Annotated in this window: 19 protein-coding genes; 2 read left to right on the plus strand and 17 right to left on the minus strand. The window is 45.7% G+C overall.

From position 1 onward, the window contains the following. Nucleotides 1-29: 29 nt before the first annotated feature. The gene (gene uvrC, locus G469_RS08690) at nucleotides 30-2,048 is read right to left on the minus strand and encodes an excinuclease ABC subunit UvrC (protein ID WP_084522337.1); all 2,019 of its coding nucleotides are present in this window, start codon (nucleotides 2,046-2,048) and stop codon (nucleotides 30-32) included. Nucleotides 2,049-2,211: 163 nt separating this feature from the next. Between uvrC and G469_RS0107020 the strand changes: the two genes are divergently transcribed. Continuing rightward, entirely contained in the window at nucleotides 2,212-3,450 is a 1,239-nt protein-coding gene (locus G469_RS0107020; protein WP_028264446.1) for a carboxylate--amine ligase, read from the plus strand. A gap of 135 nt (nucleotides 3,451-3,585) precedes the next feature. Here the strand turns inward: G469_RS0107020 and G469_RS0107025 are convergent, their stop codons facing one another. The 10 genes from G469_RS0107025 to G469_RS0107070 form a co-directional block, all read right to left on the minus strand. Beyond that, complete coding sequence (locus G469_RS0107025; protein ID WP_028264447.1) at nucleotides 3,586-4,926, minus strand: InlB B-repeat-containing protein; 1,341 nt, start codon at nucleotides 4,924-4,926, stop codon at nucleotides 3,586-3,588. A gap of 196 nt (nucleotides 4,927-5,122) precedes the next feature. Then, nucleotides 5,123-5,806 carry an N-acetylmannosamine-6-phosphate 2-epimerase gene (locus G469_RS0107030; RefSeq protein WP_035425434.1) on the minus strand — a complete coding sequence of 228 codons (684 nt, stop codon included), beginning with the start codon at nucleotides 5,804-5,806 and terminating at the stop codon, nucleotides 5,123-5,125. Nucleotides 5,807-5,854: 48 nt separating this feature from the next. Further along, complete coding sequence (locus tag G469_RS0107035) at nucleotides 5,855-6,820, minus strand: ROK family protein (protein WP_028264449.1); 966 nt, start codon at nucleotides 6,818-6,820, stop codon at nucleotides 5,855-5,857. 74 nt (nucleotides 6,821-6,894) lie between these two features. Next, complete coding sequence (locus G469_RS0107040) at nucleotides 6,895-7,815, minus strand: dihydrodipicolinate synthase family protein (RefSeq protein WP_028264450.1); 921 nt, start codon at nucleotides 7,813-7,815, stop codon at nucleotides 6,895-6,897. Beyond that, complete coding sequence (locus G469_RS0107045; RefSeq protein WP_028264451.1) at nucleotides 7,812-8,699, minus strand: acetylxylan esterase; 888 nt, start codon at nucleotides 8,697-8,699, stop codon at nucleotides 7,812-7,814. Before G469_RS0107045 ends, G469_RS0107040 begins: the two co-directional genes overlap by 4 nt. After that, entirely contained in the window at nucleotides 8,696-9,670 is a 975-nt protein-coding gene (locus G469_RS0107050) for an acetylxylan esterase (protein WP_028264452.1), read from the minus strand. The genes G469_RS0107045 and G469_RS0107050 overlap by 4 nt, the downstream gene beginning before the upstream one ends. Before the next feature lie 78 nt (nucleotides 9,671-9,748). After that, nucleotides 9,749-10,588, minus strand: coding sequence for an ABC transporter ATP-binding protein (locus G469_RS0107055; RefSeq protein ID WP_051353851.1), 840 nt, complete (start codon nucleotides 10,586-10,588; stop codon nucleotides 9,749-9,751). Between the two features lie 23 nt (nucleotides 10,589-10,611). Continuing rightward, a complete protein-coding gene (locus tag G469_RS0107060) occupies nucleotides 10,612-12,624 on the minus strand; it encodes a dipeptide/oligopeptide/nickel ABC transporter permease/ATP-binding protein (protein ID WP_028264454.1) in 2,013 nt (670 codons plus the stop codon). Between the two features lie 2 nt (nucleotides 12,625-12,626). After that, a complete protein-coding gene (locus tag G469_RS0107065) occupies nucleotides 12,627-13,577 on the minus strand; it encodes an ABC transporter permease (protein ID WP_028264455.1) in 951 nt (316 codons plus the stop codon). Nucleotides 13,578-13,708: 131 nt separating this feature from the next. Further along, the gene (locus tag G469_RS0107070) at nucleotides 13,709-15,277 is read right to left on the minus strand and encodes an ABC transporter substrate-binding protein (RefSeq protein WP_028264456.1); all 1,569 of its coding nucleotides are present in this window, start codon (nucleotides 15,275-15,277) and stop codon (nucleotides 13,709-13,711) included. Nucleotides 15,278-15,701: 424 nt separating this feature from the next. On the opposite strand from G469_RS0107070, the gene G469_RS08695 reads away from it, so the two are divergent. Then, nucleotides 15,702-17,393, plus strand: a complete 1,692-nt coding sequence (locus tag G469_RS08695) for an FAD-dependent oxidoreductase (RefSeq protein WP_035425437.1) — start codon at nucleotides 15,702-15,704, stop codon at nucleotides 17,391-17,393. Nucleotides 17,394-17,475: 82 nt separating this feature from the next. Here G469_RS08695 and G469_RS0107080 read toward each other — a convergent pair whose 3' ends face one another. The 6 genes from G469_RS0107080 to G469_RS0107105 all read right to left on the minus strand — a co-directional run bounded on the left by G469_RS0107080 (nucleotide 17,476) and on the right by G469_RS0107105 (nucleotide 23,714). Further along, complete coding sequence (locus tag G469_RS0107080; RefSeq protein WP_028264457.1) at nucleotides 17,476-18,567, minus strand: 1-propanol dehydrogenase PduQ; 1,092 nt, start codon at nucleotides 18,565-18,567, stop codon at nucleotides 17,476-17,478. A 77-nt stretch (nucleotides 18,568-18,644) separates the two neighbouring features. Further along, nucleotides 18,645-19,505, minus strand: coding sequence for a MerR family transcriptional regulator (locus G469_RS0107085; RefSeq protein ID WP_028264458.1), 861 nt, complete (start codon nucleotides 19,503-19,505; stop codon nucleotides 18,645-18,647). Continuing rightward, nucleotides 19,502-20,230, minus strand: a complete 729-nt coding sequence (locus G469_RS08995; RefSeq protein WP_051353823.1) for a DUF4125 family protein — start codon at nucleotides 20,228-20,230, stop codon at nucleotides 19,502-19,504. Before G469_RS08995 ends, G469_RS0107085 begins: the two co-directional genes overlap by 4 nt. Continuing rightward, the gene (locus G469_RS0107095) at nucleotides 20,227-21,162 is read right to left on the minus strand and encodes a DUF4037 domain-containing protein (RefSeq protein WP_028264459.1); all 936 of its coding nucleotides are present in this window, start codon (nucleotides 21,160-21,162) and stop codon (nucleotides 20,227-20,229) included. Before G469_RS0107095 ends, G469_RS08995 begins: the two co-directional genes overlap by 4 nt. Before the next feature lie 15 nt (nucleotides 21,163-21,177). Next, nucleotides 21,178-21,963: a tetratricopeptide repeat protein gene (locus tag G469_RS0107100; protein ID WP_028264460.1), complete on the minus strand. Its 786-nt coding sequence runs from the start codon at nucleotides 21,961-21,963 to the stop codon at nucleotides 21,178-21,180. 83 nt (nucleotides 21,964-22,046) lie between these two features. Next, nucleotides 22,047-23,714 carry an acetaldehyde dehydrogenase (acetylating) gene (locus tag G469_RS0107105; RefSeq protein ID WP_245579133.1) on the minus strand — a complete coding sequence of 556 codons (1,668 nt, stop codon included), beginning with the start codon at nucleotides 23,712-23,714 and terminating at the stop codon, nucleotides 22,047-22,049. Nucleotides 23,715-23,856 lie beyond the last annotated feature (142 nt).

The raw sequence follows: 23,856 nt of genomic DNA on the forward strand, positions 1-23,856 counted from the left end.
TCCAAAAACGTAGATAGTCTTAGTATAAGCTACACCTTTGACAGTTTGGCAGCTTGCTCATCTGCTTGCTCAGCCATCTGCCCATCTGCAGGTGCATGCTTATGTGTTTTTGCCAACTCTGCATCCCAGGCGCGTAGGGTATCGTACACATCTTGTGCCACAGCCTGCGGAATACCAGGCACCCCTGCAATATCCTCTACTGAAGCTGCACGCAATTTTTTCATGCTACCAAAGGCCTTTTTAAGAGCCTTTTTGCGTGTAGGACCAATACCTTCTATCTCATCTAAGATGGAAACAGTCATAGCCTTACCACGCAATTCTCGATGGAAGGTAATGGCAAAACGGTGAGCCTCATCGCGAACCTGCTTAACTAAATATAACGACGCTGACCCTGAGGGCAGCACAACAGGAACATCGTCCCACACGACAAACAATTCCTCATCAGACTTAGCAAGACCTGCCATAGGAATATTCACTCCCAACTCTGCCAACTGCTTACGAGCAGCATTAAGCTGAGGTTTACCACCATCTAGGATGAGAAGATCGGGTTTCTTGCCAAAACGTTCGTCTGCCATGCGCTCAGGACCATAACGACGACCCATAACTTCTGCCATAGACACAACATCGTTTGCCTCAATAAGTGGTGTCTTAATCTTAAAGCGACGATACTGAGACTTATCCGGTTTGCCTGCAGTAAATACAACCATAGAAGCAACCGTATGTTTGCCATGAATGGTGGAAATATCAAAACACTCTATACGCATGGGTGGGCCATCCAACGCCAATGCACTTTCTAGCTGCATAAGAGCATCATTGGTACGCTTATCATCATATCCTGTGCGAAGTTCGTAACGCATAAGCGCGTGGCGTGCGTTGGTGGAAGCCATGCTAGCTAGATGGGCCTTCTCACCACGTTGTGGAACGTGCAATACCACCTTACGCCCACGCTTTGCACTCAGCCATTCCTCCACTGCCTCAGGGTCAACCAGCTGTACAGGTATATTTACTTCAAGTGGAAGATCTGCGGTTTGCTCGTAGTAGCGCTTAACAAATCCCGCAACTAATTCTTGCTCAGGGACATCATTGCCTTTGTCTAAGATAAATTCACAGCTGCGAATAACGCGGCCTTCCCGAACAAGAAAGATACAGGCACCGGCAATGGTTTCTTCACGCCAAAAGCCGATAAAATCTGCATCAATAGCAGTGGGAAACACCACGCGCTGCTTGTCATCCAAACCTTTAATAACATCCAAACGACGCTTAATGCGAGCTGCTTTTTCAAAGTCTAATTCCGCTGCAGCATCTTGCATTTGATCAGTAAGTTGTGCAATAAAAGCGCCACGATGTCCTGACAAAAAATCTTCTACTAAGCGTACGTTTTGATCATACTGTTCTGGTGTAACTTCTCCCGCACATACACCGGGACCCTTACCCACATGAAAGTCAAAACAAGGACGCCCATTTTGCGCACAAATAAGCTGAATAATGTCCTTATCGTCCGGACGGGCCTGCGCCAAACGATTAACACGACGCCACTCTGCACAACTTCCCACACAAAACGGAGTAACCTTACGCACAATATCTATCATCTCTCGGGCAGATTTAGCATCAGTATAGGGACCAAAATAGCGGGTGCCTGGCTTGTGTTTCTCTCGCGTGTACTTAAGTGCTGGAAACACATCACCCTTGGTAAGCGCAATATAGGGATAGCTCTTGTCATCCTTAAGATCCACATTGTAGGGAGGATGATATTGCTGGATAAGGTTGATTTCCAGCACTAATGCCTCGTGTTCTGAGCCAACCACCACATAATCAAAACTGGTGGTCTCTTCCATTAAGAATGGAATCTTAATACGCTCGTCCGTGCCATGCACATACTGTCGCATGCGAGAACGTAGGTTTTTTGCCTTGCCCACATAGAGCACCTTACCGGCGGCATTTTTCCATAGATAGCAGCCGGGATCTGTAGGCACTTGATTTACAAGCTCTACCAGCGCATGGTCTACTAAATCATGCGAACCCTGCGATATGTTGTGCAAATCTGACATAGCTCCATACTACCCAACTTGCACGTTTGTCGAAGCTTTGATGTAAATCTTTTTATCAAACCTCACATGATATAATCCGTATATTTGCTGCTTAAACGCGCGCTATACCTAAACATACGCACACACAGTGCACCTGGCATTGCGCTTACCACAAGGAGATACCATGAGTGCCACCACAACTCGCACTGACATTTTACCCGTCGTAATTGGTGGCGACATTGGAGCCTACGCTCTTGCGCGTGAATGCAACGAGGCTCTTGGCGTCAAGCCCATCCTTATTAACACAGGTTTTATTGGTGCAATCTCACACTCCAAGATTTTGACCACATATACCGTTAAAGCCTTGGATGACATTTATTTATTGGAAGCACTCACTTCCCTTAGTGCAAATGCTGCCGAGAAAACCATTTTGCTAATAGCAAATACAGATCAGCTGATTGAATTGCTTGAACGAGTATATGACCAGCTACCAGCAAATGTAGTGTGCCCTATTCCTTCTTTGGATGCCTTTAACTCCGTGTGTGATAAAGCCACGTTTTCCCAACTTTGTAAAGCTCATGGCCTTGAGGTGCCCCAAACTGAAGTAGTCCATCTTGCTGGAACTGATGCTATTAAACCCACCGCATTGAGCTTTCCCGTAATTGCAAAGCCCGCGGAATCTGCCAGCTATTATTCCACACTCATTAAAGGTTTTAAGAAGGTTTACAACATCAATAACCAGTCTGAATTAGATACACTTTGGTCCAACTTGCGAGCATCTGGCTTTGCTGGCGATTTTCTTGTCCAGCAGCTCATTGGTGGCGATGATACCTATATGGATTCCATCACCATCTATATGGACGCTGATGGAAACGCTCGGATGCTAGGTGCCGCTCAGGTTATTTTGGAGGATCACGCACCTGCTATGCTAGGCAATCCTGTTGCCATGGTTATTCGCGAGAAACCCGAGCTGTGGGCAAAGGTTGAGCGCATGCTGCAAAGTATTGGTTATTACGGCTTTGCTAACTTTGACGTTAAACGCGACCCTGTAGATGGTAAAGAGTATTTCTTAGATTGCAATCCTCGCATTGGTCGCAATTCGTATTACAACTGTGCTGGTGGTGTTAATCCCATGCAAGTTTTAATTAACGAAGCTATTGATGGTAATTCTGAAGACGTGCAGATTGCCAACAAACCTGCCTTGTATACGCTAGTACCTCTCTCCCTCATGCGCAAGTACATTCGTGATCCTAAGCTTATGGATGAAGTTAACCGTTTGATTTCTACCAATAACGTAGTAAATCCGCAGCATAACCCTGCCGATAAAGGCGCAAAGAGGTTGCTGGATGTAGTTCTTACCGAAGGAAATCAAATTCGCAAGTTTGCCAAATACTATCCTGAGGCTACCGATACCTCGTTCTAAGCAAGCTTCTTGCCTACCGAGATCAGAGATTGTCTCTGTTTTAGAGACTCCTACATGCCGCACAAAAAATGACCAGAGAGAAAATCTCTCTGGTCATTTTAATAAAGGTAGTTTCTTATACTCTTTCTAAGTGACTTACTTAGAAAGAAGCTTTTTTGAAACAAGGGCTCCTGCTAGTACTACCATGGCAAGAGAACCTAGTGCAACGGCAGATGCAGTAGAAACATCTCCTGTTACTGGTAGTACACCCTTTACCGCAGAAGTAGTGGATGTTGCTGTGGGTTTTGTAGTAGATTGCGCATGAGCGTTAGGCTTTGCGCTGTTGTTCTGAGAGGGAGTTGCAGGATTTGTAGTATGAGGCTGAGCGGGAGCATCGATCTTCTTGAACTCAGCAACAACATTCATATCTGAGGTCATTTCTACAGACAAGGTTTTGTCGGTACCCAAAACAGTGCCATTGTTGGTCCATTGTACAAACTGATAGCCTTCAACAGGAGCTGCTGTAAGAGTGACTGTAGAAGCCTTCTTATACTGATACTTCTTACCAAATTCTACATCCTGAGCATCTGGGCCGGAAGCATCGGTAAGCGTAACCTTACCTGCATTTTCTATATTGCTCGTTACAAACAAATTTTTCTTAAATTTGACGCGAACAAAGCCATAACCGTCAAACTCTTTAGCTGGACCTTTACCATAAATAGGAGCATAAATCAAATCAGAATGTAAATCATAAACCATATCATCATGATCTAATAAGGACTCATCAACGGTATATTCATATCGATCAAAATGAGCAGGATTTATTGGCAATCCATCCGCGATTGGATCAACTTCTAGAGTGTCGGTCTCCGTAGCAACAGTAATCTTGCCAGGATTCATAAAACCCTTAACACTAAGCACTTTCTTACCAGCAGTATAGGCAGAAGCTACCTCGCCACCTTGCTGAAGAGACTCATATGAAATAAAAGTTAACGGCCAATTATAAGTATACTCTTCTGCAACTGGATCATTGGTTTCATATGTAACCCATGAAACACCTCCACGAATAAAGCTTGCATTCGTAGTTATCATGGTGAATGGGTGAAAAATCATAGATGAATACAGTTCGTAGGAGTCATTATTATAAGTAACATCGACATTAAACCCATCATAAAAACCTATAGGAGCGTTATTATCAAACCCCTTAAAACCATCCTTTGGTACCCTTACCAATTCATTGCCAGCAGTAAGTACCCACATCTGATTATCAGGATTGGTTAAATCACTCACTTCAAGAGATGCAGTACCATCACTCAAGTCAACCAAGAACTCTTTGGTAAAATTTTCACCCGTATAAGTCAAATCCTGACCCGTATAGGGGTGCTTGTCTATGGGTTTATAAATTTTTTCTTCAGCATACGCTGTGGCTGGAGACATACTAGCTACTAAAGCTGCTCCTAGAGCACCGGTAAGTAAAAACTTACCTATCTTATGCATCAACAAAGTGAACTCCTAGTATCTTTGTGGGGACCCATTCAGGACTTAAAACTACATACCTGTAGCGCGCATAAGAATACAGCAAATATCTACATAAATTACAGCGATTCTTAATTATGTAAAAGTCAATAATGCTGTATGCATATTTGTATTTATTTCAATATATTTTAAGTACAAAAGTGCTCTCTTTGAGTTCTTACTGCTCCATAGCAGCAACAAACCAGCTTGTAAGAGAGGTGGGATGCGTAATACCCGTCCCCACCACAACAGACCAGGCGCCTGCATCAAGTGCTGCCTTTGCATCTGCTGGTGTATGTACATGACCTTCACATACTACAGGAAAACCAGGGAATTCTTGAGTTGCTTGCTTTAGTAAAGGAATGTCAGGACCTTCATCCATAGTAGTGTCAATAGCGGCCTTGTTATGAGAAAGCGTAGTAGACACAATATCGCAACCACACGCTACACCTCGGCGAATATCATCAATCGTCATGCAGTCAGCCATGATAAGAACATCGGTTTGTTTCTTAATCTCTGCTACCGTCTCTTCAAACGTACGACCATCTGGACGAGGGCGATTAGTACCGTCCAATGCCACAATATCGCAGCCAGCATGTACGCATGCCATAGCATGACGCAAGGTTGGCGTAATGTATACGCCTTCATGACCCTCTTTCCAAAGGCCAATAACAGGTACATCTACCTGTCCTTTAATGGCAGAAATATCTGCTAAACCCTGACATCTAATAGCTGCTGCGCCCCCCTTCTGAACAGCTAAAGACATAGCAGCCATAATATCGGGCCTGCGCAGAGGCTCTCCGGGATAGGCCTGTACACTTACAACCAGCTTGCCGTGAATTGCTTCCAAAATGGGGTTCATGAATATCTATCTCCAAAGGTAACTAAGATCTTGCCAAAAGATAAACCATTACACTGCGTAGGCAAAGTTAAGGAAATTCTCGGCAGCACCAATAAGCGGAGCGTCGCCACCAAGCGCACCTTCCAAAATAGCTGTGTGAGCAACAGGATCCATAGCCTGTGAAGCAAAACCTTCTGCCAATGCGTCGTGCCAATACTGAGTACATTGTGCAACCGATCCAGAAAGCACGATAGCATGGGGATCAAGCATGTTACACATACTACCCAGCACAGCACCAATAGCATGACCAGAACGAGCTTCAGCACGCTGGGCAGCACTATCACCAGCTTGAGCGCGCTTATCAATATCTGCACCATTAATGGACGTGCCGTCTTCTTGTATAGCAGAACCACCAAACTCTATATACGAGTTAATGATGCCTGGACCAGCCGCTACTGTTTCCAGATGAGAATCACGACCGCAAGCGCAAGGCATACCAGCAGACTCTGCACATAGAACATGGCCAATGCTACCAGCTACATCATGAGCGCCACGTAAAATATGACCATCAAGCACAAAAGCGCCACCAATACCAGTACCTACAGCCATAACTAGGCAACTTGCATGTCCCCTACCTGCACCCCAACGAGCCTCACCAAGTGCATGGGCATGTACATCGTTAAGAACTTTAGTGGAAAGGCCACTTGCCGCTTGCACCTCTAAACCAAGCTTGGTACCTGTCCAACCAGGCATAATCTCATTTGCAAACGTAACTGTACCGCTTAGAGGATCAATAACGCCAGCGCTGGAAATGCCAACACCTACAAGTTCAATACCTTGTTGGGCAGCACTGTCCTGAGCAGCAAGCACCTGCTGAATAACGGTTACCAATACCTGAGGTCCACCTGCAGCAGCATTGGTTGGCACTTTACTTACTGGCACAACTTGGGGAGTGCTTTGAGTAAACAACACAATGCTTGTGGCAATTTTTGTTCCACCAATGTCTACAGCTACAACAGCAATTTTCTCTGCCATGGCACATCCTTTATACTGAGCATCCCTCACGCAACACAAAAACAACCGCGCGAAACATGCCACTCAACTACAACTTACAGCAAGCCGTTTGTCTTAAGAACCTCACGGATCTTCTCGACATTTTGGCTGTCCATAGCCTTAACGGGGCGAGGCATCTGATTGGTAGAGAATACACCCATGAGCCACAAAGCAGTTTTAAACGCACCTACACCACCTGCATAGCCTTGCAAACCGGAAGTAACATCAAAGATGTGAGAAAGCTCGTTGAGTTTGTCCTGCTCTGCCTTAACCGTTGCCCAATCACCAGCTTGATAGGCCTTCCACATACGCACATAACCCTCAGGCTCTACGTTTGCTAAGCCAGGAACGGAGCCATCTGCACCAGATAAATAAGCACCATCTACCACAATTTCGTGGCCTGTAAGAAGACTCATAGGATGACCGGCCTTCTCGTTAGCTTGGCAAAGATAACGGAAGTTAATGTCGTCACCAGAAGAGTCTTTAACGCCAGCAAGGGTTCCTTCTTTACCCAACTCTATAGCAAGCTTCCAGGGAAGCTTGGTGTGAACACAGACTGGAATATCGTAGGCAAATACTGGCAATGTGAGCTCGCGTGCCAAGATACGGAAATGCTCTGCCATCTCGGCCAGGCCACCCAGCGCATAAAAAGGAGCGGTTGCCACTACGGCATCTGCACCCAAGCGCTCTGCCTGACGACCATGCTGCAACACACGCTCGGTCTCGGTATCAATAATGCCAACCAAAACAGGTACACGATGGTTCACAATACGAACAGCCTCGCGAATTACCTGCTCACGAACCTCATCGGTAGAAAATACCACTTCACCAGAGGAACCCAAGAAGAACAGACCATCCACCCCAGCGTTAATCATCTTATTGATGAGCTTCTCAAAAGAAGGTACATCCAAAGAGTGGTCCTCAAGTTCGGGAACAACTACGGGAGGTATTACACCAGAAATCTTAAAATTACTCATACGTTATTCCTTTCAAAGTGAATGAATTGCAAAATCTCATCTTCAAAATCATTGATGCGCTCGTAACCCCATTTGGGATACGAGACAAGCTTCTTGCTACTAGAGCCTAACAGGTTATACAAAGCTTCCAGAGAAGAAATTTGAGCTTCTTGCCCAAGCTGACCAACACCAAAAAGTGTGGCGGCAGTGACTTGCGGAGCGTATGTCATGCAGTCTATTTGTGTAAGCAACTCAAACAGCTTATTTACATGGGTAGCCTGTGGATCTACATACTTAAAATGCCTGTGGATACCTGCATAAACGGGAGTTGTTGCATTACTATACCAAGCTTGGCTTATATTAGTAGGACAGGGATTAAGCACTGCCAATTTTGCTACACGCTGTCCCATAATACCTGCAAGATCAAGTGCCAATCCCGCACCAGTACCCTCGCCTACCAGCGCAATGTGCGCCGTATTAGTTTGAGGCAAACGACAAGCAAGTTCAAAGGTCACAACAGCGTCTTCTATAAGTGTCCAAAACTCAGTACCTTCGCAATAGGCAATGTCATGTGACCAAAAGCGTTGCTCCAGCATAACTACACGATATCCCAAGGCAACCCAACGGGTAAGATGAGCCCAGCTGCGAGGGCCCTGATTCATGTCGTGAAAGTATATGATGGTTGGATAGTTTGTTTGCGTGGTACCTTTTGGCGTAAGAACACGCGCAAACAGCGTAACCATATCTGGTGCTAAAAATTCCATGTGTTCGTAACAAGCGACAGACGAATACGCTCCAACTTCTGCAGCACGTAAGGTATATTCACATGATGAGACATACTCATCAATTATCTTGAGACGCAGTTCTTGTAGAGGAAACAAGCCCTTCTCGTTTGCTGGAATCATGCGTCAAGTCCTCCCCCACAAAAGAAGTTAATAACCATGTCATCAAAGGCAGGAATCTCTTCATGACCAAACTCGGGGAACAACACATGCTTTTTGGGGCAGGCCATATTGTTATACACCGCATATTGCGTGGGCAGAGGACATACCACATCTACAAGACCTGTGCCAAACAACACCTCTGCACGCACCATATGCGCAAAAGATAAGGAGTCAATATAGCCCATCTGTGTAAACTTCTCTTGAGCATGACTTGCTGTAGCGTCAAACCAACGGGCATAGTAGCGCAAACCTTCGTAGGCAATCTGATCTGCTCCAAGCTCACACACCTTTTGGAAGTCAGACAAAAATGGATACAGAATTGCCGCACGTTTGATAAGGTCTGGATTAAGAGCACAGGTGGCAATTCCTACGCCACCACCCTGTGAATCACCATATACCTGCACATTAGTGACATCCAAGCCATCAAGCTCTTGCACAATGCGACACAAAATACGAATGTTTTGGTAAAGACGTACGTAATACATATCCTTTGCAGGACCATCAAGACCAGCAATGAGGTGTCCAGAAACGGTAGTACCCGTATAGCCACCCAAATCTTGACTACGACCACCCTGTCCAGGATTATCCATCGTAATAGTAGCAAAGCCCATTCCGACAAAGGAACAATTTTCTAACCAACTGCGGGTACGTCCAGGATAACCATGAAAACGCAGTACAACAGGCATGGGCTTATCAGAAACCGGTCGCAAAAAACGAGCATAAAGACGTGCGTTACCCATCCCTTCAAACCATAGGTTATAAAACTCGCAGCTGGGATAAGAATCAACCTCGGCACGCTCAAGCGTATAGCGCAAAATCACACCATCTGCTTCGCGCATACGATCTGCCCAAAACTCATCAAAATCCGTAGGGATAGGATTGGTTCCCTTGTAAGCTTCAAGGGTTTTTTGTTGTTCAAAAAAACTAGCCATTGCTCATGCTTTCGCAGGATGCTCTAGAAAGATGCCTCGCACATACGCGAGGCATCTTCATATTACAAATTACTTGGATTACTGCCCAAGCTTAGGATGAAGCAATGAAGGAGCGGCACCAAGCAACAACTTGGTGTAGTCATCCTGAGGCTTCTCAAAAATATCTTTTGCAGGGCCCTGCTCTACAACCTTACCGCCATTCATAACCATGATGTCATCAGAAATGTAGCGAACAGTCTGAATATCATGGCTAATAAAGACCATAGCAAGACCAAGATCGCGCTTAAGGTCTGTAAGCAGGTTCAAAATCTGTGCACGAACAGAAACGTCCAATGCAGAGGTAGGCTCGTCTGCGATGATGGCATCAGGACCAATGGCAAGGGCTCGTGCAATAGCAACACGCTGACGCTGGCCACCGGACAACTGTCCAGGTAAAGCCTCCAAAGAACTAGAAGGAAGGCCTACCATACCAATAAGATCACGCACACGTCGCTCACGCTCAACAGGTGTAAGAACACTGTGAACCAGCATGGGGTCAAGCAGCTGGTCGTGTACAGACATACGAGCATTAAGAGCCGTTGCGGGATCTTGGAATACCACCGAGATAACGCGACCAATCTTAAGACGATCGGCAGCAGTGCGCTTGGTTACATCATTACCCTTAAAGAAGACATGACCAGAGGTGGGAGCCTGCAAACCACACATAACATTAGCAGTTGTAGACTTACCGCAGCCAGATTCACCTACAATGCCCAAAGTCTTACCAGGCATTAAACGCAAGGTTACACCCTGAACGGCATGTACCAAGTTGGGGTGCAAAATAGAGCCCGTGCGAGTACGGAACGTAACATGTACATCATCCAGGTAAATGATAGGAGTAACACCATCAACAGTACCGTCATCAATAGTTACTGGCATGTTCTTCTCGACAGTTGTGCCACTCATGCCGCACCTCCTTCAAGAAACGAAGTAAGTCCTGCAGCTGCAAGAGCCTCATCAGGCAACTCGGAGACTACGTGGTGTGTACCAGGAATCTCTTTCAGAACTGGATGGATGTCTATACCGACCTCAGGATGGCTTGAACGCGGGGCAAAGCGATCTCCAGGTGCAAAGTCCTGAGGACTGGGAACCGTACCAGGAACCTGATGCAAACGACCCGCACCACCCTCGATAGAAATAACTGAACCCAAAAGACCACGTGTGTACTCGTGAATAGGATTGGTGAGAAGTTCCTTGGTAGGAGCCTGCTCGATAACCTGACCTGCATACATAACCGTAATATCCGAAGCAACCTCAGCTACCAAAGCAAGGTCATGCGACACGAAAATCATGGCAAAACCAAGTTTAGCTTGCAACTCATTGAGTAGCTTAATAACCTGCTTCTGAACGGTTACATCCAAAGCGGTAGTGGGCTCATCGCAAATAACAAGCTTAGGATCGCGCGTAAGCGCCATAGCAATCAGAACACGCTGACGCTGGCCGCCCGACAACTCGTGAGGATAACTTTCCAAAACGCGCTTGGGATCCAAACCTACTAAAGACAGCAAGTCCTCTGCAGAACGAGTGCCACCACGATCCGTGAGTTGCTTCATCTGAGCCTTAATAAGCATAGAAGGGTTAAGAGAACTCAAGGCATCCTGATATACCATAGCAATCTCGTGACCACGCAGATCATTACGCTGCTTATCGGACATCTCTAGCAAGTTTTTGCCCTCGTAGAGTACCTCGCCCGAAATCTGAGCGCGGCTATCGATAAGACCCATGATAGTAAGAGAGGTAATAGACTTTCCGCAACCAGACTCGCCTACCAGACCCATGGTCTGACCAGGACGTACATCAAAACTTACGTGGTCTACTACATTCACATCACCATGACGCGGGAATTTAATGCAAAGATCCTTGACTTTCAGCAAGGGTGCAACGCTGTAATCAGGTGCATGACGATCCGTACGTGCACCTTCCACCGTAGCCAATGCTGTCAAAGATTTGTTAAGGGACTCGGCCTGAGCGGCATATGCTGCCACAGGATCTGCAACCAGACGGTCCGCCTCACGGACAGCCTCGGGGTCATGATCTTCCACGGGTGCAGAAGGAGCAGCTACCAAAGCATCTGTAATGCCCTCAGACAAGATGTTAAGGCACAAACAGGTAATCATAATCGCCATACCGGGATACATTGCCTGCCACCAACGACCTGCCAAAACACCACCGCGGGCATCCGCAATGATATTACCCCAAGTAGGAGTAGGCTCCTGAATACCAGCAGAGATAAACGTAAGAGAAGCCTCAAAGATAATGGCGTCTGCAACCAAAGTTACGGCATATACCATGATGGGAGCAATGCAGTTACGCATAACGTGGCGCCACAAAATCCAAGGAGCACGTGCACCAGATACAACAACAGCACGTACGTAATCTTCTCCGTACTCGCTCACAATGTTTGCACGTACCAAGCGTGCAATCTGAGGAATATACATAAAGCCAATAGAGAAGATGATGCCAGGCATGCTGTTGCCCAAGATGGATACAAAGACGGCTGCCAGTGCAATACCCGGGAAGGACATAACAACGTCCAAGATACGCATGATGAGCTCAGAAATCCACTTGCGGGAAACAGCCGCAAAAGAACCAAGGATAGAGCCAACTATCAGAGCGACACCCGTTGCACTAAAGCCAATAACCAAAGAGAAACGGCCACCGTACAAAATACGGGACAAAACATCGCGGCCCTTATCGTCAGTACCAAACAAAAAGCCTGGAGATGGAGCCTGACGAGCTATAAAAATCTCAAAGGGGTCATGAGGAGCAACAATCGAGGCAAAAATTGCACTTAAAGCCACCAAGGCCAGGACAAGTAAAGAAATCTTGGAAGCGGTGCTCATACGCTTAAAGCCCGCAAACTTAGCTTTCTTTTGTACTGCTTCTTCTACTGCAGCTGCTTGATTTTTACGCATGATTACACCGTCCTTATCCTGGGGTTGATAAGGATGTAAAGCATGTCAACCACAATGTTGATGATGATAAACGACAGAGCAACAACAATTACAACACCCTGCACCAAGTTGGGCTCATTACCCTGAATGCCCGTAGTAATTGCGGTACCCATGCCAGGAAGAGCAAAGATAACCTCAATAACAACTGCACCACCAAGCAAATAACCAATCTTCATACCGAGAGTGGTTACGGGGGTGATAAGAGCATTACGCAAAACGTTTTTTGCAACAACAGTACGCTTGGGAATACCAGCACCAATAGCAGTGCGAACGTAATCTTTGTCCAACTCCTCTACCATCGCGGTACGAATAACACGGGTAAGCTGACCAGACAAAGGAGTGCCCAAAGCTATTGCGGGCATAATCATGCGGCGCCACCAGCCAAGCGTAAACAGCGCAGGCAAAGGACCGGAGGCAGGAAGTGCATGGAGGTTAGCAGAGAGAAGCAGGATAAGTAGTACTGCAAGCCAAAACGAAGGCGTAGCCAGCGACAAAATTGAAATAACGCGAATAAGCTGATCAGGCCAACGATCTCGATACAAAGCAGCAATAATACCCAAAACAAATGCCAAAACAGCACCAAAAATAAGACCCAAAAACGTAAGCTGCATGGTAATAGGCAATGCATCGGCAATCTTTGCGTTAACCGAAGAATTGTTAACACCATAGGTACCAAGGTCTCCCTGTAGGAAACCTCCCATGTAGCGAACATAACGAACAGGCAGCGGATCATCAAGACCATGCGCTGCATGGTACTGGGCTACCGCCTCGGGCGTGACATTTTCTCCAAGCTGCGAGTACGCAGGATCTACGGGAGAGAATGACATAAGAACAAACACCAGAAGCGTTGCACCGAGAACCATAAAGGGCAAGGCAACAATCCTTCGCCCAATGAGTCTCAAAAGATTGCTCACTGTGCTGCTCCTCTCTCTTTTCGTGCTTTTTCACAAAGAGGTCTCGAGCACCTCGTGGTTCTCGAGACCTCCCTTTTTCAAAAAACTTTACTGCAACTTAGGTTGCATGTGACGCTAGATCTTTAATAGATTTACTTAGCCTTAGCGCCAACGGTGTATACACCAGTGGTGCCAATACCCTTGAAGTCAGCAATCTTATCCTCGTAGTAAGCGGTGTTAACCTGCTTGTGTACGACAGGATACAAAGGAGCCTGCTCGGCAATGATGTCAAAGCACTGGTTCCAGAGGTCCTGCTGCTCGGAGCCTTCCTTGGTAACAGCCTTGGCCATGAGGTCCTGAAGCTCCTTGCACTTAGGATCTTCTGCCCACTGGGTGCGCTTCTGAGTCCATGTATTGTTGCCATAGAACCAGTTCATAAGCAGGTCAGGGTCATTACCAAAGCAGGAAGGATCACCAGGGGCCAAAACGATGTCATAGCTCTGAGGATCCTGGTCGATTGCAGAGTACATAGCAGAAGACTGATTCTTCTGAATCTCTACGGTAAAGCCAATAGCCTCAAGGTCCTGCTGTACCTGTGCAGACATAGATACTACAAAGTCAGCATCAGTAGTGGAAAGGGTAATCTTGCCAGGAGTGTAACCAGCCTCAGAAAGAAGTGCCTTAGCCTTGTCTACGTCGTGGGTATAAACGGTAGCTGCCTTGTGGAAGTTGGCGTGATTCTCGGGGAGATAGCTGCTCAAAGCTGCTGCCTGACCAGAGAAGGTGTTTGCAATCATCTTGTCTACATCAAGAGCATAGCGGCAAGCCTGGCGTACCTTAACGTTATCAAAGGGAGCCTTGGTTGCGTTCATCATCATAAATACAAGACCAAAGCCCTGAACGGTGTCTACCTTAGCGCCAGCAGACTTAATGCCCTCAACATCCTCTGCAGGTACGGACTCCATAATCATGTCCGTGCCCTCATTAAAGGCGGTCTTACGAGCGGTAGCGTCTACCTGAACATCCCACTGCATCATACCAGCGCCAGCCTTGAAGTCACCATTGTAGTGCTCGTTAGGCTTAGCGGTAACCTGAACCTCACCATCAACCTTGTCATATGCCCAAGGACCAGAACCAATGGGCTTGGTGGTCAGAGTCTCGTCATCCATGGAAGCAGGAACAATACGAACAATAGCAAGACGCTGCTTAAGCAAAGAGAATGGATAGGCGGTCTTTACGGTTACTGTGGTGTCATCCTTCTTCTCGATAGAAGCAATGGGAGACAGCATAGGAATGTAAATATTGCCCTCAGCAGTGCAGCGCTCAAAAGACTTAACTACGTCATCAGCAGTTACAGGAGTGCCATCAGAGAACTTGGCATCCTTACGAAGAGCAATCTCAAAGGTAGTGTCATCAACCTTGGTAGGCTCATCCTCAGCTGCAAGCTCCTTGTGTACGGAGTAATCGCTGTAGTCGAAGCCATAAAGGCCTTCTACTACATGCCAGTTAGTACCACAGGCCAAAGCAGAAGAAGTGTTGGATGGATGGAAGTTCTTGGTCTTGTATGCGTTAGCAATAGCAATGGTTGCGTCCGTATTTGCCTTGACTTCTTCGGGCTTCTTCTCGCCACCACAGCCTACCAGGCCGAGGCCCAAGAAGGCGGCAGCAGCAGAAGTTGCGCCAAGGAACGAACGACGAGTCATACCAGCGTTGTGAAGCATCTCTCGATCTCCAATCTCGAGTACGACGCGCGAAGCAGTGTGCTGCGCGCATATGTAATACCTTGCAACTTCGTTAATAGTATTGAGAAATGCCAACTGATACACCAACTATTAGACAAATAATCGCCGAGCGGGCTAAAACATTCGATACATGGTACGAAAAATAAAAATTCTTGACGAAATAGCACAAATATATTTTGTTTTTCTTACCAAACTGGCATATCACTTTGCGTCAAATTTATGCTTCATGCAGAAGTTGGCTACCAATTACTGTTCATTGTTTGTGATAAAACAAACGGATACGCAATTATTTTGCGCATAAAAAATCAGCCGAACTCAAACAAAAGATGACTGGTATATCGACCTCAGTATGCATTGTTACATTACACTATAGCTTGTTTACCCAGTAGATAAAGGATATTTTATGTATGCAGACACAGCCCCCATTTCTTCTTACGATGTTCTGGTTATAGGATCGGGCATCGCAGGCTGTACTGCTGCCATATCTGCTGCTCAGGAAGGCGCACACGTAGCCTTGGTAAGTCATGGAGATATTTTTTCTGGCTCGAGTTTTTTTGGAGGAACCTGGGGCCTTGGTCTGATTGCTCCCGAAAATCCATCTGACGAGAAAGACCTCGAACAAACTATTGCTTCTGTTGGCTGTAAGGTAGTAGACCCAACCCTTGTTCATACTCTGGTACATAACATCGAGCCATCTCTTACATGGCTTAAGTATAGCTGTAAATGCCACTTGCGACATGCCAGTACCACTGCCGCAATGCAGCGCGATTATATTCCCTGCTTTGATTATAAGCATCGCAGCTGGCACGGCTTGGAACACAATGCGCTACGAGGAGCCTTTAGTTCTTTATTTACAAAATATGACATCACTCTTCTGCCCCACCATAGTTTGCTTGACCTTATACAAAAGGACAAGCACATACGCGGTGCACTTATCTACAACTTAGAAAAGCACAGGCCTGTGGTAATTAGTTGCTCAGCGCTTGTATTGGCAACAGGTGGTTTTGGTGGTCTTTTTCATCCAACTCTTACGCAAAACGACGTTCTTTCTACTGCCCACGCCATTGCTCTTAAGCACGGATGCTCTTTGGTAAACGCCGAGTTTATTCAGCTCATGCCTACCATTGTTGCCCCTGTTTATGGCGTTGTTTTTAATGAAAAAACTTTTAAATATGCTCGGGTAAGTTCGCTTGATGATATGCCTTTATCTCACATAAGCGATGAACTTTTAGATGCGCGTTCCGAGCATGGTCCATTTTCCTGTCGTTTATCTGACGCAGTACTTGATCTTAGTATTGCTAAACAACCCTTCAATACGGTAAGGGTTCACTATGATATGCCCAATGATATTCCAGAGTTTATGCAAAGCTATTTTTCATGGTTGCATAAAACTGCTGATATAACAAAGGATAGCGCACTTGATATAAGTATATGGCCCCATGCGTCTAACGGTGGAATCTATATTGATAGTCTGGCTCACTGTATAGGTGGTCCAGATGGATTATTTGCTGCAGGCGAAGTATGTGGGGGCATGCATGGTGCCGATCGCCTGGGAGGTTTATCTAGCGCTAATGCCCTTGTCTTTGGTCGCATTGCAGGAGCATCTGCGGCAACACAGGCACAAAGCGCTCAAGACTCTGTACAAAAATCCTATAGTATCCATCTTGATTTCTTACACTCTTTTACACAGGGTCAAGCAACTATACATGCCCAAGACCTAACAGATGACATACGCAGGCTCATGCAACAGTCATGCATCCTCAACCGAAATGAAAATCTACTCACTCAAACTGCGCAAAAACTCAGCGAGTTTACTCAAATTACGCGTGATACAACCTACAACTTTAAAGAACTCACCCAATCTGAACAAACCAAATTTACAGAGCAAACATGGAATGATCAGCTTGCAGCTACCTTTATCCAGCGTAATCTTCTTCTTGAAGCACAAGCACTGATAACAGCAGTTCAAGCTCGTAAAGAAAGTCGGGGAAGCCATTATCGTGTGGACTTTCCTTATCAACTACAAGAATATGATGCTATGTATCGCGTCTTTTTGGATAGAGATACCTTAATGAGTAGTCGCCTTGAAAAATAAAAATCAACCGCCTTCCTTTAAAAGGTGGAAGGCGGTTCTTTCTTGATTTGCACTTGATATGCGCTTAAATCAATATATCAATCTATGCATGAAATGCTTGACGATAAATGTTAATCAAATCCTGTTGGGAGACATATCGAACATTAGTAGGCGTGCAACGATCGTGTTGAGCAGCCTCAGCCATAGCAACAAGCTCCTTTTCAAAAGCTGCAGATTCAATACCGCTAAGTTCTGATAAAGATGTCTCCACATCAAGTTCACGAAGGAACAGCATGATCTTTTCCAACAACGCGTGAGCATCTTGTAGCCCAAGCTCATGTGCAAGCTGATTGTAAGGCTCAGCATAGGTGGAATCACTAATATGAAAAGCAATAACGTACGGCATGAGAATAGCAATGAGTCTGCCGTGTGCTACATGGAATCGTCCACCCAAAGCATGCGCCAATGAGTGATTAATGCCCAAACCAGCATTAGTAAAAGCAATACCAGCTGCACAGGCTGCCTCCATCATGCGCGCGCGGTTCCTCATAGCCATACCATCGCGATATACAACAGGCAAATCCTCAAATATCATGCGTAGCACTTTTACAGATAGTGCTTGCGAAAAGGGTGTGGCCTCCGTGCTTACATAAGACTCCAGCGCATGAGATAAAGCATCCAAACCAGTATCTACTGTTATGCGAGGAGGAACAGAGCGCGTAAAGTCTGCCTCGAGCAAAGCTCCATCAGGTGCTAAGAAGTCATCTATAAGCGCTATTTTGTTGGGACCACGTGTAATAATTGCAAAATTAGTAACTTCTGAACCCGTACCTGCTGTAGTTGGAATAGCCAAAAAGTAAGGTCTTTTGAGTCCACGTTCATGAGCAAAATAAAGAATCGCTTTAGTGGCATCAATACATGAGCCTCCGCCAAAAGAAATAACAAGGTCAGGCTTGACGTCACAAATCATCTCAACGCCCTCATCAACCAATTCCTGACTCGGGTCTGGCTTGACGTTTGAATAGACATGACATGCTACACCCTGTGGCAAGTGCTGAGTCATTTTAGCCACCATGCCAGACTTTGCCAAAAAATCATCCGTAATCACAAGCACGTGAGAGCAGTCAATGGTGCTTAGATGATGAATGGCTTGTGTTCCAAAGAATAGCTCTGTCTTAAGCTTGAATTCCTTCATCGTTTCTCTTCCCTCTTATTACTTCTCTTTTTTGAACTCATCTATGCAAAGACGGTCAAATCTCGTATATAGGCAACTTATTCTTCGTCAGTTTTAATGGGCACAAGTATTTCGGATACAAAAAGATTCGAGTCATACGTAGTCCAGTAGTCTGTTACAAAGCGCATGTAACAGCCATCTTCTAGGTGATACCCTGCGCGCTTGGCAAAAGCATCCATGCGATCGCAGGTCTCGCAAAACTTATTAAATGGACCAATATGATAAGCAGCCAGGTACATGCCGCCTTTTACCTGATAGGTATTTTCGGGAGCAATAGGTCGCATGGCTCTCTGAAGTAAGTGCACATCACAAGGGGCGGCATCACAGGATGCCTTACGTGCTTGATCAAGTGAGCCAAAACGAATGATTACCGGACCAGTAATAGCGTTATCACATTTTTCAACAAACGCAGCAAAGTCTAAACTCACAACTGCTTCTGCATAATTACCTGTAAAGCGATATGGCATACAAATAAGATCTGCAGAGCTTTTGTACTTCACACCAATGCTAACGGGCTTTACGCTCAACACAAAACTCGCTTCGCTTACCAGACGATTCCAATCATCCAGTGCTTCTCGCTGCTCGGCAAGCTTACACGCCTCTTGGTCATACTTATCCAAACGCTTTTCAAAACTGCGCATAACTTGACTGAGGTTTTTGCTCCTAAGCATAGGAGCAATCTCTTTAAGCGAAAAACCAAGCATCCTAAGATAGCGAATGACTGGTAACTTTAGCATGGTCTGCAACGAGTAATAACGATAGTTATTATCATCCACAAAGTCTGGCTCGAGCAACTTTAGCTTATTGTAATGACGCAGTGTGCGCTGAGAGATACCTCCCATTCGGCTGACTTCGCCAATTTGATAAAGTTTCTCCTTCTTATCATTATCAAGACTCATTGCTTAACCACCTCTACTGCTTGCATTACACGCATCGCAAAGATGTAGGTTCTAGCGATGGGATTGCATTTGTGACAAGCCATATCGGCAAGTGTATTGACTAAATCAAATAACATACTCAGACGAAACGGTACAAGCTCGGCAATAAAATAATCCAGTGAGGAAATCTGATTTGTGAGGGTTGTATCAGGACGAGCATGACCATGTGTTACAGGAAGAATCTCTCCTGCAAAGGTAAGTTGTTGCTTAAGAATTTGATATATCTCATCAAGAACTTGCTTTTTTACTGGAGACGGCTGCTGTACAACACTTCTTCCCGTGCATTTGTATTCTTGAGGATTACTCAGATACATCATGCGTGCATACTTTTCTTCAATCAGATTTCTACCGTCTTGCTGCGCAAGCTCAAGCGTATGAAGTGCACTAGTAAGTAAAACTTCGGGAAAGGCCAGGTACTGCGCTGTCCGATACACAAAAAACGAACGAGCGTCATCCTGACATGCAGCTCTACCATCAATATGCTTTACCTGGTCAAACTGTTTCCATTCCAGTGAAACTGTCTTTTCCAGCGCTGTACGGAACGCTTTGGTTTTGCCAAGTTCATCCAACAAAGCAATCACTTCTGGAATCGTGAAGTAGTCGTTTATTTGATGCTGACCAATACAACAATCAGTGCAACTATTGTCACGGTCTTGTGCCGCATAGTGCCTGTCAGATGCCGTCATGGACGATACACCCCCTCTGCTAGAGGGCGCATGCGTAGTTCACTGCTATTAAGTGACTGCCATATGTCACGAGCAGCATCGAGCAAAAAATCTCCCGTCACAGATGTCCATCCCAGCTTTTTAACCGAGCCAAGCACAACAGCACACAGATATTCAACTTCATGGATATCAAGTTTGTCTATAGGAGATTGTGCAATATGCTGCAGAGATACACAAAGAGAATCAGGAACACAAGCGTGCTCTACCAATGAGCGAAAAGACCACTTATAGTACGGCATATAGCAACGAGATAACAGATGTAAAACCGCCATAGTGGACCACATAAATTCTGTGCGCGCTGCATCTGCAGCTACAAAGTCGACTCGCTTGCTGCAACGCAAAAGATTATATTGTCCTGCCTGCGCCATCTGAGCCATATTAGCTGCAATCTTTTTGCGAATAACCACTTCAGGGTAAAACCCCAGGAGCTCTTGACGAATGGAACTAAAAAAGCCCGAGGGATCAAAAAACACTTCACCGCTTACAGACATTGCTAACAGCTGCTCGGGAATAGCCAGCCACTCACTATCCGTTTGGGGTGCTCGATCAAGACCAGTAAAAAGTCGATAAAAAGCCTGTGTTTCAAAAACACCAACGCGCTGTCCTGCAAGCTCACTTTCTTGACGTGTCATACCGTTAAAGGAAGATGGCAATGCTTCATAACGCCGAGTAAATTCATCTTTCCACGTAGCATACATACTACGAGGAAGCCATATACAAAAACCTGGTCCAAAATCATGATCACGAGAAAGCTCGTCATCAAAACCTAAACATTCGGATCCAGCACCAACAAGTCCAATGGCAATACGATTGGTAATCTCGCAAGGGAGCCCAGCGAGAAGAGTAGACTTATTCGCAGCAAAGTATTGCCTTGATATATCAAGCCCCTTCACGTCACGCTCCTCTCGCTATTCAAACTCCACCATACGCTGCGCTTCATGCATAAGCGCGTCAACTGCTGGTGAAGAACCAAGTTTTTCCTTTAGCAGCTGAGCTGCCCATTGATAACATGCTCGTGCATGCCTGTACTGTCCTTGTAAATAAGCAATCTTTCCTGCTACAGACAAGGCATAAGGGCGATGAATATCCCTTCCACCATTGAGGGTTTCAAAAGTAGTGAGCGCAGGAGCAAGTACTCTTCCTGCTTCAGCTAGACACCCTTCATCTACTAAAGACTGGGCTAGATTGATAGCGTTTACTGCACGTCGACCTTCAGAGTTAGGAACCTTCTCTAAAAGTTGTGCAGCACGCTTCAATTCTTGTTTTGCTTTTTCAAATTGCCCTAACCCTCGGTAAGCACTACTGCGGTTATTGCAAAGAGCACTCAGTTCATATGAATAATCGTACTGTTCAGCAATGAGTTTTTCGGCTTCATCAAACACTTGAATTGCCTGGTTATACTTTCCCCAAGCAACGTAAACATCTCCTAGGTTTATAAGTATCCGGGCATACGATAAATCATCTGCATGCTCGTCATTAAGAAGCAAAAGCGTCTTTTTGTAAAGACGCTCTGCATCTGCAAACTCTCCGCGTACGCGAAAAAGGCTACCAAGCTCATTCGCTGCTGCTATCACCATGATATTATCGCCCTCAAGCTGAGCGAGATGCAGTTGCTTTTGCAAATAGCCAATCACATCTGCACCTGGCTCGCTAAAGAGTCGATCAAGTTCCTGATAGAAATGTACGGTTTCCATACGCGATCTTATATACCTTGGTGGTCAGCGATTTTTGTTCGCTGTTCTTTTGCTTACTTATTACGACGCAAGCATCTAAACTACTAACCCCTAAATGCTGCTACCAGCTCATCAACCATATTCTTCAAGTCATCCAAACCAATTTCGCTATCAGATGAACCTGTAGTTATTACAGGTTTGCTCGTAGAAGCGCAGCTGTTGCAGCCTACCGAATAGCTAATAGGCGACTGATGTCCCACGGGCATCTCAATGCCAAGGTCATGCTTTGCAACCTCGGAAGACACCGTATCTAAAACATGCGCCTGCTGCGTCGCATGATTGGTGGAGTTCTTTACAAGCTCAGGATGATAGCGCGCAAAAATCTCATCATGCTCAATAAGCTCATCAGGCTCTGTAAGACCATTTACTACGCGCTTTACGTTAATAAGATGCTGGGGTCCAACATTTTCGGAGATTGAACTGCCTCCCCAGGTTCCACAACCCAAAGTAAGAGCCACCTCAAGACCGGTAGAAAGACCTGTACCACCTTGGGTGCCACCCGTATTGATAAGAATACGTGAAGCAGGCTTAACAGAGAACTTGCGCACGATTGTTTTGTCTTCTGTATGAATGCTCATGGTATGACCAATGCCATTTTGCAACAAAGCAATCGATAAATCGCAAGCTTCTTCCCAATTTTCCACTGTATAAAATGCGAGAACACAGGTGAGTTTCTCAAAGGAAAGAGGCCACTTATCGCCAACACCCTTCTGCTCACCAAGAAGCACCTTGGTACCCTCGGGAATGGTAATACCAGCAGCGCGAGCAATGGTTTGTGGATCTCTACCCACAAACTTGGGGCACATAGCATGGCCATTGCGGAACAACAAAGAGCATACCTTGGCACACTCTTCTTCGGTCATGAAATAGCCACCCTGGCTCTTAAATTCCGCAACAACCTTATCGTGGTTATAGGTCTCGCAGATAACACTTTGCTCAGAAGCACAAATAGTACCGTTATCAAAGGTCTTGGAAGCAATAATACGCTTTACAGCTGCATGAATATCGGCTGAGCGCTCGATATAAGCAGGAGAATTACCAGCACCAACACCCAAAGCAGGCTTGCCAGAGCTATAGGCAGCTTTTACCATAGCGGGACCACCTGTAGCAATAATCATATCAACTTCAGGTGCATGCATAAGGGTTTCTGCAGCTGCCATACTAGAAATTGTAATACCCTGGATGCAATTCTCGGGAGCACCTGCACTCACTGCCGCATCACTCATAATTTGAATGGCTAAATTAGTGCATTTAGCTGCCTGAGGATGGGGAGAAAAGACAATTGCATTGCGGGATTTAAGTGCAATTATCGATTTGTAAATTACCGTTGAAGTGGGATTGGTAGACGGAGTAATACCCATAAGCAGACCAACTGGCTCTGCAATGGTAATGACTTCGTTTTTTTCATCCACATCGATTATACCAATGGTTTTCTTGTCCTTGATTTGCTCGTAGAGCAGACCAGAAGCCATATGGTTCTTATAAATCTTATCGTGAACGTTACCAAAACCCGTTTCATCTACAGCCATTTGTGCGAGTGCCTCGGCATTTTGCTCTGCAGCATCAACCATTGCACACAAAATACGGTCGATCTGTTCGCTGGTATATGTTGCAAGCTGATTTGCTGCAACTTTACCCTTTCGAGCTAAGTCACGCGCCGCCTGGATGCTTTGAAGATCATAGTCGAATTCTTGCATCATAACTCTTTTCATATTGACGCCCTACACAAGAAGGAAGCCAAACGCCATGTAATGTACTAGCTTCTTACTCTGCGTGCGGCAAAATGGACTCAACCATGCCATCGGGACGTGGAATAACGTGTACAGAGAGAAGCTCGCCTACACGCTGAGCTGC

The organism is Atopobium fossor DSM 15642 (genome assembly GCF_000483125.1).
GTDB classification, from domain to species: domain Bacteria; phylum Actinomycetota; class Coriobacteriia; order Coriobacteriales; family Atopobiaceae; genus Atopobium; species Atopobium fossor.